The organism is Pseudomonas sp. AL10, from assembly GCF_029960685.1.
Classification (GTDB): domain Bacteria; phylum Pseudomonadota; class Gammaproteobacteria; order Pseudomonadales; family Pseudomonadaceae; genus Aquipseudomonas; species Aquipseudomonas lactis.
This window is the reverse complement of the sequence record NZ_JASBQZ010000001.1, coordinates 477469-492288: the sequence shown is the minus strand read 5'-3', so window position 1 is coordinate 492288 and position 14820 is coordinate 477469. Positions and strand designations below refer to the sequence as shown.

Below are 14820 nucleotides of genomic sequence, written 5' to 3'. Positions count from 1 at the left end.
TAAAAAACCTAAACCATACGACGTAAAAGTCGGGAGGAAAGATGGAAACTGTAGTTGGTCTAACCGCTATCGCTGTTGCACTGTTGATCGGCCTGGGCGCCCTGGGTACTGCCATTGGTTTCGGCCTGCTGGGCGGCAAATTCCTGGAAGGCGCAGCGCGTCAGCCAGAAATGGTCCCAATGCTGCAAGTTAAAATGTTCATCGTCGCCGGCCTGCTCGACGCCGTGACCATGATCGGCGTTGGTATCGCACTGTTCTTCACCTTCGCGAACCCCTTCGTTGGTCAACTCGCTGGCTAATCACTCGACTTTTCGAGTGATTGGGGTGATGGACAACGAATGAGCGAGGTGTTGGCGTGAACATTAATGCAACCCTGATTGGCCAATCCGTTGCGTTCTTCATTTTTGTAGTGTTTTGCATGAAGTTCGTGTGGCCTCCGGTCATCGCGGCTTTGCACGAACGTCAGAAGAAGATCGCGGATGGTTTGGACGCTGCCAGCCGTGCAGCTCGCGACCTGGAGTTGGCCCACGAGAAAGTGGGTCAGCAACTGCGCGAAGCTAAAGCACAGGCAGCCGAGATCATTGAGCAAGCCAAGAAACGCGGTAACCAGATCGTCGAAGAGGCTGTTGAAAAAGCCCGCGTCGAAGCTGACCGTGTGAAGGCTTCGGCTCATGCCGAGATCGAACAGGAACTGAACGGTGTCAAAGACGCGCTGCGTGCCCAACTGGGTGCTCTGGCCGTTGGCGGTGCTGAGAAGATCCTCGGTGCCACAATCGATCAAAACGCGCACGCGGAGCTGGTTAACAAACTGGCTGCTGAAATTTAAGCGAGGGCGATCATGGCAGAACTGACCACGTTGGCCCGACCTTACGCTAAGGCAGCCTTCGAGCACGCCCAGGCCCACCAGCAGCTGGCCTCTTGGTCAGCCATGCTCGGCCTGGCTGCAGCAGTGTCGCAAGACGACACCATGCAGCGCGTGCTCAAGGCCCCGCGCCTGACGAGCGCAGACAAGGCCGCCACTTTTATTGAAGTGTGCGGCGACAAGTTTGATGTGAAGGTGCAGAACTTCATCCACGTCATTGCCGAAAACGACCGTCTCCCGCTATTGCCGGAGATCGCCGCTCTGTTCGACCTGTACAAGGCCGAAGCAGAGAAATCGGTAGACGTTGAAGTGACCAGTGCTTTCGCATTGAACCAAGAACAGCAAGACAAACTCGCCAAGGTTCTCAGTGCACGACTCAATCGGGAAGTGCGCCTGCAAGCTTCGGAGGACGCATCGCTTATTGGTGGTGTTGTTATCCGTGCCGGCGACCTGGTTATCGATGGCTCGATTCGCGGCAAAATCGCGAAACTTGCCGAAGCATTGAAATCTTGAGTTTGAAGGGGCAGCAGAGCAATGCAGCAACTCAATCCTTCCGAAATAAGTGAAATTATCAAGGGCCGCATCGACAAGCTCGATGTGACCTCCCAAGCCCGTAACGAAGGCACTGTCGTCAGCGTATCTGACGGCATCGTGCGGATTCACGGTCTGGCCGACGTCATGTACGGCGAGATGATCGAGTTTCCGGGCGGCGTCTACGGTATGGCCCTCAACCTGGAGCAAGACTCCGTAGGTGCCGTTGTATTGGGCGCGTACACCAGTCTGGCTGAAGGCATGAGCGCCAAGTGCACAGGCCGCATCCTGGAAGTTCCGGTTGGTAAGGAACTGCTGGGTCGCGTAGTCGACGCACTGGGTAACCCTGTTGACGGTAAAGGTCCACTGGGCAACACCGAGACCGACGCGGTCGAGAAAGTTGCTCCAGGCGTGATCTGGCGTAAGTCGGTAGACCAGCCTGTACAGACTGGCTACAAGGCTGTCGATGCCATGATCCCAGTCGGCCGTGGCCAGCGTGAGCTGATCATCGGTGACCGTCAGATCGGTAAGACCGCTCTGGCGATCGACGCGATCATCAACCAGAAAGACAGCGGCATTTTCTGCGTCTACGTAGCGATCGGTCAGAAGCAATCGACCATCGCCAACGTGGTTCGCAAGCTGGAAGAAAACGGCGCCCTGGCCAACACGATCATCGTGGCTGCCAGTGCTTCGGAATCTCCTGCGCTGCAATTCCTGGCACCGTACTCCGGTTGCACCATGGGTGAATTCTTCCGCGACCGCGGTGAAGACGCGCTGATCGTTTATGACGATCTGTCCAAGCAAGCAGTGGCTTACCGCCAGATTTCCCTGCTGCTGCGCCGTCCACCAGGCCGTGAAGCCTACCCAGGCGACGTGTTCTATCTCCACTCCCGTCTACTGGAGCGCGCATCCCGCGTTTCGGAAGAGTACGTAGAGAAGTTCACCAACGGCGCAGTGACCGGCAAAACCGGTTCCCTGACCGCACTGCCGATCATCGAAACCCAGGCTGGCGACGTTTCCGCGTTCGTTCCGACCAACGTGATTTCCATCACCGACGGTCAGATCTTCCTGGAATCGGCCATGTTCAACTCCGGGATCCGTCCTGCAGTGAACGCCGGTGTTTCGGTATCCCGTGTGGGTGGTGCCGCTCAGACCAAGATCATCAAGAAGCTCTCCGGTGGTATCCGTACCGCTCTGGCTCAGTACCGTGAACTGGCGGCATTCGCCCAGTTCGCTTCTGACCTGGACGAAGCGACCCGTAAGCAACTTGAGCATGGTCAGCGCGTTACCGAGCTGATGAAGCAGAAGCAATACGCCCCAATGTCGATCGCTGACATGGCGTTGTCGCTGTATGCCGCTGAGCGTGGGTTCCTGACCGACGTTGAAATCGCCAAGGTCGGCAGCTTTGAACAAGCGCTGATTGCTTACTTCAACCGCGATCACGCCGAATTGATGGCGAAGATCAACGTGAAGGGTGACTTCAATGACGATATCGACGCTGGCATGAAAGCCGGTATCGAGAAGTTCAAGGCCACCCAAACCTGGTAAGCCGCAGCGGGAGCCGCAAGGCTCCCGCTTGCTAACCTGATAGGTGTTACATGGCAGGCGCAAAAGAGATTCGCAGTAAGATTGCGAGCATCAAAAGCACGCAAAAAATTACCAGCGCCATGGAAAAAGTGGCGGTCAGCAAAATGCGCAAGGCACAAATGCGCATGGCTGCTAGCCGTCCTTATGCGGAGCGTATCCGCCAGGTAATTGGGCATCTGGCCAACGCCAACCCGGAATACCGCCACCCGTTCATGATCGAGCGCGTCGTCAAGCGTGTGGGTTATGTGGTAGTGAGCAGTGACCGTGGTTTGTGTGGTGGTCTGAATACCAACCTGTTCAAGGCCCTGGTCAAGGACATGGCGGTAAACCGCGAAAACGGCGTCGAGATTGATCTGTGTGTTGTTGGTAGCAAGGGTGCGGCCTTTTTCCGCAACTTCGGCGGTAACGTCGTTGCAGCTATCAGCCACCTGGGTGAAGAGCCGTCGATCAATGATTTGATCGGCAGTGTGAAGGTGATGCTGGATGCGTACCTGGAAGGCCGTATTGACCGCCTCTCCGTGGTATCCAACAAGTTCATCAACACCATGACCCAGCAGCCAACCGTGGAGCAATTGATTCCACTGGTGGCGACCCCGGATCAGGAACTCAAGCACCACTGGGACTACCTCTACGAACCAGACGCCAAAGAGCTGCTTGACGGCTTGATGGTGCGCTACGTGGAGTCGCAGGTGTACCAGGCGGTGGTCGAGAACAACGCAGCTGAACAAGCGGCGCGGATGATCGCGATGAAAAACGCTACCGATAACGCCGGTGATCTGATCAGCGATTTGCAGCTGATCTACAACAAGGCGCGTCAGGCTGCGATCACCCAAGAGATCTCGGAAATCGTCGGCGGCGCTGCCGCGGTTTAACGGTTCAAATATTCAGAGGATCCAGCTATGAGTAGCGGACGTATCGTTCAAATCATCGGCGCCGTTATCGACGTGGAATTTCCACGCGACAGCGTACCGAGCATCTACAACGCGCTGAAAGTACAAGGCGCGGAAACTACCCTGGAAGTTCAGCAGCAGCTGGGCGACGGCGTAGTTCGTACCATTGCGATGGGTTCCACCGAAGGCTTGAAGCGCGGTCTGGACGTTGTCGACACTGGCGCTGCCATCTCCGTACCGGTCGGTAAAGCGACCCTGGGCCGGATCATGGACGTACTGGGCAACCCGATTGACGAAGCTGGCCCGATTGCCACCGAAGAGCGCTGGGGCATTCACCGCGCAGCACCTTCGTTCGCAGAACAAGCAGGCGGCAACGACCTGCTGGAAACCGGCATCAAGGTTATCGACCTGGTTTGCCCGTTCGCCAAGGGCGGTAAAGTCGGTCTGTTCGGTGGTGCCGGTGTAGGCAAGACCGTAAACATGATGGAACTGATCCGTAACATCGCCATCGAGCACAGCGGTTATTCCGTGTTCGCAGGTGTGGGTGAGCGTACTCGTGAGGGTAACGACTTCTACCACGAGATGAAGGACTCCAACGTTCTGGACAAAGTGGCACTGGTTTACGGTCAGATGAACGAGCCGCCGGGAAACCGTCTGCGCGTAGCCCTGACTGGCCTGACCATGGCCGAGAAGTTCCGTGACGAAGGTAACGACGTTCTGCTGTTCGTCGACAACATCTATCGTTACACCCTGGCCGGTACTGAAGTATCTGCACTGCTGGGCCGTATGCCTTCGGCAGTAGGTTACCAGCCGACCCTGGCTGAAGAGATGGGCGTTCTGCAAGAACGTATCACTTCGACCAAGGAAGGTTCGATCACCTCGATCCAAGCGGTATACGTACCTGCGGATGACTTGACCGACCCGTCGCCAGCCACCACCTTCGCCCACTTGGACGCCACCGTCGTTCTGTCCCGTGACATCGCTTCCCTGGGTATCTACCCAGCGGTCGATCCACTCGACTCGACGTCGCGCCAGCTGGACCCGAACGTGATCGGCCAGGAGCACTACGACACCGCTCGCGGCGTTCAGTACGTGCTGCAGCGTTACAAAGAACTGAAGGACATCATTGCGATCCTGGGTATGGACGAGCTGTCGGAAGCCGACAAGCAGTTGGTAAACCGTGCTCGTAAGATCCAGCGTTTCTTGTCGCAGCCGTTCTTCGTGGCTGAAGTCTTCACCGGTGCCTCGGGTAAATACGTTTCCCTGAAAGACACCATTGCTGGCTTCAAAGGCATCCTCAACGGTGACTACGACCACCTGCCAGAACAAGCGTTCTACATGGTCGGCGGCATCGAAGAAGCGATCGAGAAAGCCAAGAAACTGTAATCCAGGCGCCCGGAAACGGGCGCTCATCAGGTTGAGGCAATCAGATGGCTATGACAGTCCATTGCGATATCGTCAGCGCGGAAGGGGAAATTTTCTCCGGGCTGGTCGAGTTTGTAACAGCGCACGGTGACCTGGGTGATCTTGGTATCGCCATGGGTCACGCCCCGCTGATCACAAGCTTGAAGCCAGGTCCGATCACTCTGACCAAGCAAGGCGGGGAACGTGAGGTGTTTTACATCTCCGGTGGTTTCCTCGAGGTTCAGCCGAACATGGTCAAGGTACTTGCCGACACCGTGCAACGTGCTGGCGACCTGGATGAAGCCTCCGCTCAGGAAGCCGTCAAGGCTGCCGAGAAGGCGCTGAACGAAAAAGGCGCAGACTTCGACTACAGCGCTGCTGCAGTCCGTCTGGCCGAGGCCGCAGCCCAGCTGCGTACTCTCCAGCAGATCCGCAAGAAGTAAGCGGCCACGCCGTTTTGCTTGATGCGTGATTGATTAAAAAGGGTAGCCTCGGCTACCCTTTTTCTTTTTTGCAAAACACTTCTTTGGTCTGAACCCGGACCGCCCAGGATTGGTAGCCATTCATGTCTCTTGAAATCGTTATTCTCGCCGCAGGCCAGGGCACCCGCATGCGTTCAGCCCTGCCCAAGGTACTGCACCCGGTCGCGGGCAACTCCATGCTGGGTCATGTTATCCACAGCGCCCGCCAGTTGGACCCACAACGTATTCATGTGGTGATTGGCCACGGTGCAGACCTGGTTCGCGAGCGTCTGGCCGCGGACGATCTGAATTTCGTATTGCAAGACAAGCAACTGGGCACCGGCCACGCGACCGCGCAGGCTGTGCCTTTCATCACCGCGGACACGGTATTGATCCTCTACGGCGATGTACCGCTGATTGAAGTGGAAACCTTGCAACGTCTGCTCAAGCACGTGGTGCCTGGCCAGATGGGCCTGCTGACCGTTGAGCTGGATGACCCTACGGGCTACGGCCGCATTGTGCGCAACGCCGACGGCAAGGTGGCTGCCATCGTTGAACACAAAGATGCCAGCGAAGCCCAGCGCGCGATTACTGAAGGCAACACCGGCATTCTCGCGGTGCCTGCCAACAAGCTCGCCGACTGGATGAGCCGCCTGTCCAACAACAACGCCCAGGGCGAGTATTACCTCACCGACGTCATCGAGATGGCCGTCAGCGATGGCCTGCTGGTCGCCACCGAGCAGCCCCACCATCCGATGGAAGTGCAGGGCGCCAACGACCGCAAACAACTGGCAGAGCTGGAACGTCATTATCAACTGCGCGAAGGCCTGCGCCTGATGGCCCAGGGCGTGACCCTGCGAGACCCGGCGCGTTTCGATGTGCGTGGCGAAGTCACGGTGGGCCGCGACATCCTGATCGATATCAACGTGATCCTCGAAGGCCGCGTGATCATTGAAGACGGTGTAGTCATCGGCCCGAACTGCGTGATCAAGGACAGCACCTTGCGCAAAGGCGTGGTGGTCAAGGCCAATAGCCATATCGACGGTGCGGTGATGGGCGAGGGCAGCGATGCCGGGCCGTTTGCGCGCTTGCGCCCGGGTAGCGAGCTGGGGGCCAAGGCCCATGTGGGTAACTTTGTCGAACTGAAAAACGCTCAACTGGGCGAAGGCGCCAAAGTCGGCCACCTGACTTACCTGGGCGATGCCGTCATCGGCGCCCGCACCAACATCGGTGCCGGCACCATCACCTGCAACTACGACGGTGCCAACAAGTACCAGACCACCATTGGTGAAGACGTGTTCATCGGCTCCAATAACTCGCTGGTTGCTCCAGTGACCATTGGCGATGGTTCCAACACCGCCGCGGGCTCGACTATTAACCAGGATGTGGATAAGTCCCAACTGGCTGTTGCTCGTGCTCGCCAACGCAACATCGACGGCTGGAAACGCCCGGTCAAAATCAAAAAGAACTGAGTTATCCACAATTCGATAGATTGGGGCGCACTCCTGTGGGAGCTGGCTTGCCTGCGATAGCGGTCTGACATTCAGCATGGATGTCGCCTGACAAACCGCTATCGCAGGCAAGCCAGCTCCCACAATTGATTTGTGGTGACTTAAAAATATTGCATGCCCCGCTTGACGATCTTTCGCCAATAGGTTTTGATTGCCTTCGTTATCTTTCGAAACGAAACTTATCACTACCATGTCGAAACGAAATACCCCCCAACGACGCCACAACATCCTGACCTTGCTCAACGAACAGGGCGAAGTCAGCGTGGACGAATTGGCCAAACATTTCGAAACTTCGGAAGTGACCATCCGCAAGGACCTTGCCGCCCTCGAAAGTAACGGCCTGCTCCTGCGTCGCTATGGCGGCGCAATCACCATGCCACAAGAGCTGGTGGGCGACGCTGCCCAGCCGATCTCGGCCTACAAGCGCGCCATTGCCCGTGCGGCGGTGAAGCGTTTGCGTGAGCATGCGCGCATCATCATCGACAGCGGCAGCACCACTGCCGCGATGATTCCCGAACTGGGCCATCAACCGGGCCTGGTGGTGATGACCAACTCCCTGAACGTGGCCCGCGCCTTGAGCGAATTGGAACACGAGCCGGTGCTGTTGATGACCGGCGGCACTTGGGACCCGCATTCGGATTCGTTCCAGGGCCAGGTCGCCGAGCAGGTCCTGCGTTCCTATGACTTTGATCAGCTGTTCATCGGTGCCGATGGCATTGATCTGCAGCGCGGCACCACCACCTTCAACGAGCTGCTGGGTTTGAGCCGTGTGATGGCCGAGGTCGCCCGTGAAGTGGTGGTGATGGTCGAATCCGACAAGATCGGCCGCAAGATTCCCAACCTGGAACTGCCCTGGAGCAGCGTCCATACCCTTATTACCGATGATCGCCTGCCGCTTGAGGCCCGCGACCAGATCCAAGCCCGCGGCATTACGCTGATATGCGCGGCAATCATCTAGGAGAAGCACCATGTGTGGAATTGTTGGCGCAGTCGCCGAACGTAACGTTACTGCCATCTTGATCGAAGGCCTCAAGCGCCTCGAATACCGCGGCTACGACAGCGCCGGTGTGGCCGTCTTCACCAACGCCGGCAAGCTGGAGCGCATGCGCCGCCCGGGCAAGGTCAGCGAGTTGGACCAGGCCCTGGCCGGTGAGCCGCTGGTAGGTCGCTTAGGCATCGCCCACACCCGTTGGGCCACCCACGGTGCACCGTGCGAGCGTAACGCTCACCCGCACTTTTCCGGCGACCTGGCGGTGGTGCACAACGGCATCATCGAAAACCACGAAGTGCTGCGTGAACAACTCAAGGGGCTGGGCTACGTTTTCACCTCGGACACCGACACCGAAGTGATCGCCCACCTGCTCAACCACAAGCTCAAGGACCACAGCGACCTGACCACCGCCCTCAAGGCCACGGTCAAGGAGCTGCACGGCGCCTACGGCCTGGCCGTGATCAGCGCCAGCCAGCCTGACCGCGTCGTGGCAGCCCGCAGCGGTAGCCCATTGGTAATCGGCCTGGGCCTGGGTGAGAACTTCCTCGCGTCCGACCAACTGGCCCTGCGCCAGGTGACCGACCGCTTCATGTACCTGGAAGAAGGCGATATTGCCGACATCCGCCGTGAAAGCGTGCAGATCTGGGACGTGAACGGTCAGTCCGTCGAGCGCGAAGCCGTGCAGTACCGCGATGGCGCCGAAGCCGCTGATAAAGGCGAGTTCCGCCACTTCATGCTCAAGGAAATCCACGAGCAGCCGTCCGTGGTGCAGCGCACCCTGGAAGGTCGCCTGAGCCAGAACCAGGTGCTGGTCAACGCCTTCGGCCCGCAAGCCGCCGAACTGTTCGCCAAAGTGCGCAATGTGCAGATCGTCGCCTGTGGCACCAGCTACCACGCCGGTATGGTGGCGCGTTACTGGTTGGAAGAACTGGCCGGCATCCCGTGCCAGGTCGAAGTCGCCAGCGAGTTCCGCTACCGCAAAGTGGTGGTGCAACCCGACACCCTGTTCGTGACCATTTCCCAGTCTGGTGAAACCGCCGACACCCTGGCCGCCCTGCGCAATGCCAAGGAACTGGGTTTCCTCGGCAGCCTGGCGATCTGTAACGTCAGCATCAGCTCCCTGGTGCGTGAATCCGACCTGACCCTGCTGACCCAGGCCGGTCGTGAAATCGGCGTCGCCTCCACTAAAGCCTTCACCACCCAACTGGTGGGCCTGTTGCTGCTGACCCTGTCCCTGGGCCAAGTGCGCGGCACCCTCGCTGAAGGTGTCGAAGCCACCCTGGTGGAAGAACTGCGCCGCCTGCCGACCCGCCTGGGCGAAGCCTTGGCCATGGACAGCACCGTGGAAAAAGTCGCCGAGCTTTTCGCCGACAAGAACCACACCCTGTTCCTGGGCCGTGGTGCGCAGTACCCGGTGGCGATGGAAGGCTCGCTGAAACTCAAGGAAATCTCGTACATCCACGCCGAAGCCTACCCTGCCGGTGAGCTGAAGCACGGCCCGCTGGCCCTGGTGGATGACGACATGCCGGTGGTTACCGTGGCGCCGAACAACGAATTGCTGGAGAAGCTCAAGTCCAACCTGCAGGAAGTACGCGCCCGTGGCGGCCAACTGATCGTCTTCGCCGATGAGAAGGCCGGCATGACCAACGGTGAAGGCACCCACGTCATCAACATGCCGCACATCCACGACACCCTGTCGCCGATCCTCTACACCATCCCGCTGCAGTTGCTGTCGTACTACGTCGCCGTGCTCAAGGGCACCGACGTGGACCAGCCGCGTAACCTGGCGAAGTCGGTGACGGTGGAGTAAGCCTTACTGATGTACCCAAAAGGGGTGGCTTCTAACAATAAAGATTGACACTTAACAATAAAGATTGACACGCCGTAACATAGATTGACACAAGGCCGAAACCCCCGTATTTACGGGGGTTTCCATTTTTTGGCTGAGCCATCGGTCTAGATTCTCCGCTTCGCCACGCTCCGGGAGTAGGCTAAAGAGGGCTGTACCATGAACAGGTGGTGGGCGATTTTTTCCTATAACTATTTTTCAGGGCGAGGAGAGGCGGTCCCGGCGGACGAAGGAGGTAGCATTGCGCGGTCGTAGGTTTTCGTCTGAGACAGATATTCAGCGGCATATTTCGAATGGATTCGGTAGCGGAGCTGGTGCCAGTTATCTGCCGTGGCTGCGCGTCCAAGACGTGCCTTCCAGAGGACGCTCCCACAAGATCCAAGGTGTGAAGATCGATCGTCTCCACCACCTCTTTTCTGACCTCGAACGCGCTTATTTTTTGGTATGTGAATTTTCGGAAAATGTTGTGGATATACGCGAACAGTATCCACTGCTACCGCGAGAAAGTGCTCAAGCAATCGCGAGCTCTATGGGAGTGCGATACCCGAAGTATCCGAAGACAGTGCTTCCTTACGTTATGACCACGGATTTTTTATTAACGATAAAAAAGCCCGATGGCAGCTTTAAATCCGTAGCCAGAACAATCAAATACCGCAGTGACCTCGAAGGCAAAAAAGCCAGGAGGACGTTGGAAAAATTTGAGATCGAAAAGCGTTTCTGGACTGGCCAACACGTTGATTGGGCCATTGTCACCGAAGAAATGTTCAGCCCCGATTTGATCAAAAATTTAGGCTTACTCAGGAAGTTCGCTCAACTGCCGCGCGCCTTGGCAGAGCCATCATTACACACAGATTTTCTGGGGCACTTAGCGAGCTGTCGTCCCTACCCGTGGAGTACTGCTGAATCTCTGCGAAAGATTGCCGCACGTTTATTTATCTCCTATCAAGACTCTCGGGCTTTATATCATCACCTGATATGGGCTAAGTCGATCAAGGTAGATTTGGTTGGTACTCCCATTCAAATGACTGCACCACTACCAACATTTGAAATCATTGAGAAACCAATGAAAATTTCACTGACGGCGGAGGGCCTATCATGAAAGTCCAAGTCAATGATTGTTTCGAACCGCTTACTGAGTTTTCCGTCGTGCCGGGCTTCGTTAGGGTCTTGTACCTCAATGAGCGATACGATGCGGTCGTTTTGATCCAATTAACGGATCCGCCCCGCCAACCGATTGGTTTAGGCCTGGAGGAGCTTCGCGGATCCGTCATTGCAGGTGATACGAAGCTAGCCAAGGTCGTTACGCCTGAGTTTCTCTTAGTGTTAGAGGATGACTTGGATGAGAAAAAGAAGCGGGAAAGGGATGAAAAGTGGAACATCATCGCACCCCTGATCGACTCAGGTTATCCAGGTCAGATATTCGCTCCTGGTGAGATGGGTCAAATGGTCGGCGCTAGAGCTGTTGAGCTCGGTATACAGCGCAAGAGCATCTATCGGCTTCTGTACCGTTACTGGATCAACGGCCAAGTTCGAAATGCGCTATTGAAAAACTATGCGGGCGTCGGAGTTCCTGAGCGCAAGTATGATCCCGCAAAGCCCCCGGGTAGGAAGCCAAGGTATCAAGGTATTGCCGTTTCACCGACCAAGGTTATCGATGCAGTGGATAAGCGCTGTATCCGTATCGGCTACTCGTTATTTGTCGGGGATAAGACTTCTACGATAACCAACGCCTATGTTGAGATGCTCAGGAGGTTCTATACCGCGAAAGACCTGTCGAAAAATCCAGAATCAGGCGGTCGTTTGCTACCCGAATCGGAAATTCCTTCCTTTAGACAGTTCGATTATTGGGGAAAGCAATATTTCGACGAGGTTGAAACTGAACGTGGCCGTAAGGGAATGCGTAAGTGGCTAAAAGATTGCCGCCCCCTTTCTGGAACCGTCCGTGACTGGCTTCGTGGCCCCTGCCATCAGTTTGAGATCGATGCCACCATTGCGGACATTTATCTCGTGAACGGATACTCCAGGCGAATGCTCATTGGACGGCCGGTTGTGTACGTCGTCATTGATAGCTTTTCCGGCATGATCGTCGGTCTCTATATCGGATTAGAGGGCCCGAGTTGGAACGGAGCCAGGCAAGCGCTTTTCAACGCTTTCACTTCGAAGGTTGAGTTTTGCGCTACCAATGGGGTCACAATCGATTCAGAGGAATGGGCCTGTCATCACCTCCCACATCACATCTACGCTGATCGAGGCGAGATGTTGGGGAAAGCAGCTGAGGGTCTTGCCACTGGCCTGAATATCGAGCTGGGAATCGCTCCGCCTTACCGCCCTGACTGGAAGTCGATGGTTGAGAGCCGGTTCGGTATCCTGAACAACCTGACAGGCATCAGGTGGCTTCCTGGTGGTGTAGCTGCTAGGGAGAAGGAACGTGGCGAGCGAGATTACCGACTCGATGCAACGCTGAGCATTAAAGAGTTCACCAAGATTATCATCCAGTGTGTCCTTCACTATAACCGCTTCAACAGGCAGCCCGACAGGCTCACTCAAGAGATGATGAACGACGGTGTCGATCCGACGCCGTCAGGTATTTGGACTTGGGCATTAGAAAATGGTCATGTCGAACCAAACAATCATCCCGACGAGATGGTCTATCTCCATTTGCTTCCGCGTGAGCAAGCGACGGTGCAAAAGGGTGGTGTGCTATTCCGAGGGATGCACTATGTCTGTGATGTAGCGATCGAGAACAACTGGTTTGCGAAGGCCCGTAGCCGCGGGGTTTGGTCGATAGAGTGTTGGTATGACCCAAATTCCTCAGCACATATTTGGATTCGGGGAGACAACAAACAGTTCATCCGTTGCGATTTGCGTAAGTCTGATAGCAAGTATGCTGGTTATCGATCCGATGAGATTTTCGATCTGCTCGAAGCTTACCGCCAGACTCCACCGACTCATAAACGTGCTGAGCTGGAGAGTCGGATTTCGTTGCTGGAGGAAGTTAATAAAGTCGTCAGCGGTGCGATCGCTGAGCGAAATGATGAGCCAGCGCCTGCGACCAAAGCTGAGATGATTGGAAATATTCGTGAGAATCGCGCCGTTGAGCGCCTCAAGGAGCGTGAGACCGCCCATGTGCCAGAGGGTGTGAGGATTGAATCGCCTGTGCTCAAGACAGAGATCTCCCAAGATCGCTCAGAAAACTTTGCCGGCCCTCGCAGCGCTCAGGTTATCGATATGCTCAAACGCCTCCGCCCAGGACAAAACTCATGAAAGGCGCCCAAGTTTTCGCAAGCTACACGAAGCAGGCGATAGCGGACTACGCGGGAAATCCACTCATCGAAGCGCTGCCACCGATCTTCTCAGAAGAGGTGGCAATGCAACTAATCTCGAACTTCCCCCGTCCTGTTGATCCAGAAGAGCTGACCCTCGACCGATCGACTCGGGTTCACTGCATCGACCGCTTGAGAACGGTGGTCCAGCCTTTGTTGGTCCACATGGATCTGGAGTCCGTATTTTCATTGCTGGTACGACGTGGGTACGTCGGACGCAACCCGACCTCTCCAGACACTGTCAGACATCTTCACTCACTTTCGGGCGCACAGCGCTACCACGATGGATTCAAGTCCACTGCCGAAACGTTCAGTCTGGTTGGCCTTAGTGGCATTGGAAAGTCCACCGCACTCGAAGCCATTTTGAGTCTCTACCCTCAAACGATTCGCCACGAGCGTTATGAAGGAAAGCAGTTCGTTCATACCCAGATCACCTGGCTCAAGCTTGACTGCCCCCGAGATGGTTCGCTGGCAGGCTTCTGTCAGCAATTTTTCTATGCGGTCGGGCGAGCTTTAGGTGATGAGGATTACTACAAGCGGTATAGGGCTCGGAACATCAATGACTCGTTGCAACAAATGGAACAGGTTGCGAGTACATTTTTCATCGGAGCTTTGCTGATCGACGAACTTCAGAACCTGCACCTTGCAAAAACTGGGGGCAAGGACAACATGCTCAATTTCTTCCTCCATCTAGTGAACAACATCGGCATTCCCGTGGTGTTCATCGGGACAAATTCGATGATCAGCCTATTTTCGGACGTCATGCGCAACGCAAGGCGTTGCTGCGGCGTCGGGGTACTCGAATTTAAACGTTTTGAGAAGGACGATGACGAGTGGCGCATGCTTGTTGAAAACCTCTGGAGCTATCAGTGGTACCAGCAGCCGGTCGAACTGACAGAGGATGTGTTTGATGCGCTGTATGAGCATACACAAGGGGTCACCGACTTTTTGGTGAAGCTTTTGGTGCTCAGTCAAAGGTACGCGATCCAGAGTGGTTCGGAATGCGTTACCGCCGAGACAATTGCGTTGGTGAGCAACACCAAGATGCAGATATTGAAGCCAGCTTTGTCCGCTCTGCGAAGCCGAGATCCGAAACGGATGCGGCAGTTCGATGATTTGCTTCCGATTGAAGACCAACTAAGCGACATGATGGCGTTCGATGGTGTGGCTCGGCCGGAGCGACTGGCATTGCTGCGCAGTGTCATCAGTCGCAGCGACAATAATGCTACCAAACCTAATGTGGCGGCCGTTAACCAAGTCAAATCGCAGTCACCTGCGGCGGTGGCGGTTGAGACCTCAGAGGCACAGGCGCTAAGTGAAAGTGAAGACTCCATTGAGGCGTTGAAGAGCGCCGGTTGGATAAGCAGTGATCTCTTTGAGTTTTCTCCGTTGTATCGGAAGGGGTGAATTA

13 protein-coding genes are annotated in these 14820 nt (G+C 56.1%); all 13 read left to right on the top strand.

Going from position 1 to position 14820, the window contains the following annotated elements; genetic code table 11:
• Positions 1 to 41: 41 nt before the first annotated feature.
• The 13 genes from atpE to QK296_RS02255 all read left to right on the top strand — a co-directional run bounded on the left by atpE (position 42) and on the right by QK296_RS02255 (position 14816).
• Positions 42 to 299 carry a F0F1 ATP synthase subunit C gene (atpE, locus tag QK296_RS02315; RefSeq protein ID WP_002555987.1) on the top strand — a complete coding sequence of 86 codons (258 nt, stop codon included), beginning with the start codon at positions 42 to 44 and terminating at the stop codon, positions 297 to 299.
• A gap of 56 nt (positions 300 to 355) precedes the next feature.
• Positions 356 to 826, top strand: coding sequence for a F0F1 ATP synthase subunit B (locus QK296_RS02310; RefSeq protein WP_003195835.1), 471 nt, complete (start codon positions 356 to 358; stop codon positions 824 to 826).
• A 12-nt stretch (positions 827 to 838) separates the two neighbouring features.
• Positions 839 to 1375, top strand: a complete 537-nt coding sequence (locus QK296_RS02305) for a F0F1 ATP synthase subunit delta (protein WP_003195833.1) — start codon at positions 839 to 841, stop codon at positions 1373 to 1375.
• A 21-nt stretch (positions 1376 to 1396) separates the two neighbouring features.
• Positions 1397 to 2941, top strand: coding sequence for a F0F1 ATP synthase subunit alpha (gene atpA / locus QK296_RS02300; protein ID WP_003195831.1), 1545 nt, complete (start codon positions 1397 to 1399; stop codon positions 2939 to 2941).
• Between the two features lie 50 nt (positions 2942 to 2991).
• Complete coding sequence (gene atpG, locus QK296_RS02295; RefSeq protein ID WP_169857011.1) at positions 2992 to 3852, top strand: F0F1 ATP synthase subunit gamma; 861 nt, start codon at positions 2992 to 2994, stop codon at positions 3850 to 3852.
• Positions 3853 to 3879: 27 nt separating this feature from the next.
• Positions 3880 to 5256 (top strand): F0F1 ATP synthase subunit beta, encoded by a 1377-nt coding sequence (atpD, locus tag QK296_RS02290; protein WP_003195827.1) that lies wholly within the window; start codon positions 3880 to 3882, stop codon positions 5254 to 5256.
• 44 nt (positions 5257 to 5300) lie between these two features.
• The gene (locus QK296_RS02285) at positions 5301 to 5717 is read left to right on the top strand and encodes a F0F1 ATP synthase subunit epsilon (RefSeq protein WP_003195825.1); all 417 of its coding nucleotides are present in this window, start codon (positions 5301 to 5303) and stop codon (positions 5715 to 5717) included.
• Positions 5718 to 5839: 122 nt separating this feature from the next.
• Positions 5840 to 7207: a bifunctional UDP-N-acetylglucosamine diphosphorylase/glucosamine-1-phosphate N-acetyltransferase GlmU gene (glmU, locus tag QK296_RS02280; RefSeq protein WP_003195823.1), complete on the top strand. Its 1368-nt coding sequence runs from the start codon at positions 5840 to 5842 to the stop codon at positions 7205 to 7207.
• A 229-nt stretch (positions 7208 to 7436) separates the two neighbouring features.
• Entirely contained in the window at positions 7437 to 8204 is a 768-nt protein-coding gene (locus QK296_RS02275) for a DeoR family transcriptional regulator (protein WP_003195822.1), read from the top strand.
• Positions 8205 to 8214: 10 nt separating this feature from the next.
• Positions 8215 to 10047 carry a glutamine--fructose-6-phosphate transaminase (isomerizing) gene (glmS, locus tag QK296_RS02270; protein ID WP_032894388.1) on the top strand — a complete coding sequence of 611 codons (1833 nt, stop codon included), beginning with the start codon at positions 8215 to 8217 and terminating at the stop codon, positions 10045 to 10047.
• Between the two features lie 280 nt (positions 10048 to 10327).
• Positions 10328 to 11185, top strand: a complete 858-nt coding sequence (locus QK296_RS02265) for a TnsA endonuclease N-terminal domain-containing protein (protein ID WP_061433812.1) — start codon at positions 10328 to 10330, stop codon at positions 11183 to 11185.
• Entirely contained in the window at positions 11182 to 13350 is a 2169-nt protein-coding gene (locus QK296_RS02260) for a Mu transposase C-terminal domain-containing protein (protein WP_038444699.1), read from the top strand. Before QK296_RS02265 ends, QK296_RS02260 begins: the two co-directional genes overlap by 4 nt.
• Positions 13347 to 14816 (top strand): ATP-binding protein, encoded by a 1470-nt coding sequence (locus QK296_RS02255; protein ID WP_019334869.1) that lies wholly within the window; start codon positions 13347 to 13349, stop codon positions 14814 to 14816. Before QK296_RS02260 ends, QK296_RS02255 begins: the two co-directional genes overlap by 4 nt.
• Positions 14817 to 14820: the final 4 nt, after the last annotated feature.

Coding starts and splice junctions, on each gene's coding strand:
- atpG (WP_169857011.1), top strand. CDS start 2,992: ATGGCAGGCGCAAAAGAGATTCGCAGTAAGATTGCGAGCATCAAAAGC.
- QK296_RS02305 (WP_003195833.1), top strand. CDS start 839: ATGGCAGAACTGACCACGTTGGCCCGACCTTACGCTAAGGCAGCCTTC.
- atpD (WP_003195827.1), top strand. CDS start 3,880: ATGAGTAGCGGACGTATCGTTCAAATCATCGGCGCCGTTATCGACGTG.
- QK296_RS02260 (WP_038444699.1), top strand. CDS start 11,182: ATGAAAGTCCAAGTCAATGATTGTTTCGAACCGCTTACTGAGTTTTCC.
- atpA (WP_003195831.1), top strand. CDS start 1,397: ATGCAGCAACTCAATCCTTCCGAAATAAGTGAAATTATCAAGGGCCGC.
- atpE (WP_002555987.1), top strand. CDS start 42: ATGGAAACTGTAGTTGGTCTAACCGCTATCGCTGTTGCACTGTTGATC.
- glmS (WP_032894388.1), top strand. CDS start 8,215: ATGTGTGGAATTGTTGGCGCAGTCGCCGAACGTAACGTTACTGCCATC.
- QK296_RS02285 (WP_003195825.1), top strand. CDS start 5,301: ATGGCTATGACAGTCCATTGCGATATCGTCAGCGCGGAAGGGGAAATT.
- QK296_RS02255 (WP_019334869.1), top strand. CDS start 13,347: ATGAAAGGCGCCCAAGTTTTCGCAAGCTACACGAAGCAGGCGATAGCG.
- glmU (WP_003195823.1), top strand. CDS start 5,840: ATGTCTCTTGAAATCGTTATTCTCGCCGCAGGCCAGGGCACCCGCATG.
- QK296_RS02275 (WP_003195822.1), top strand. CDS start 7,437: ATGTCGAAACGAAATACCCCCCAACGACGCCACAACATCCTGACCTTG.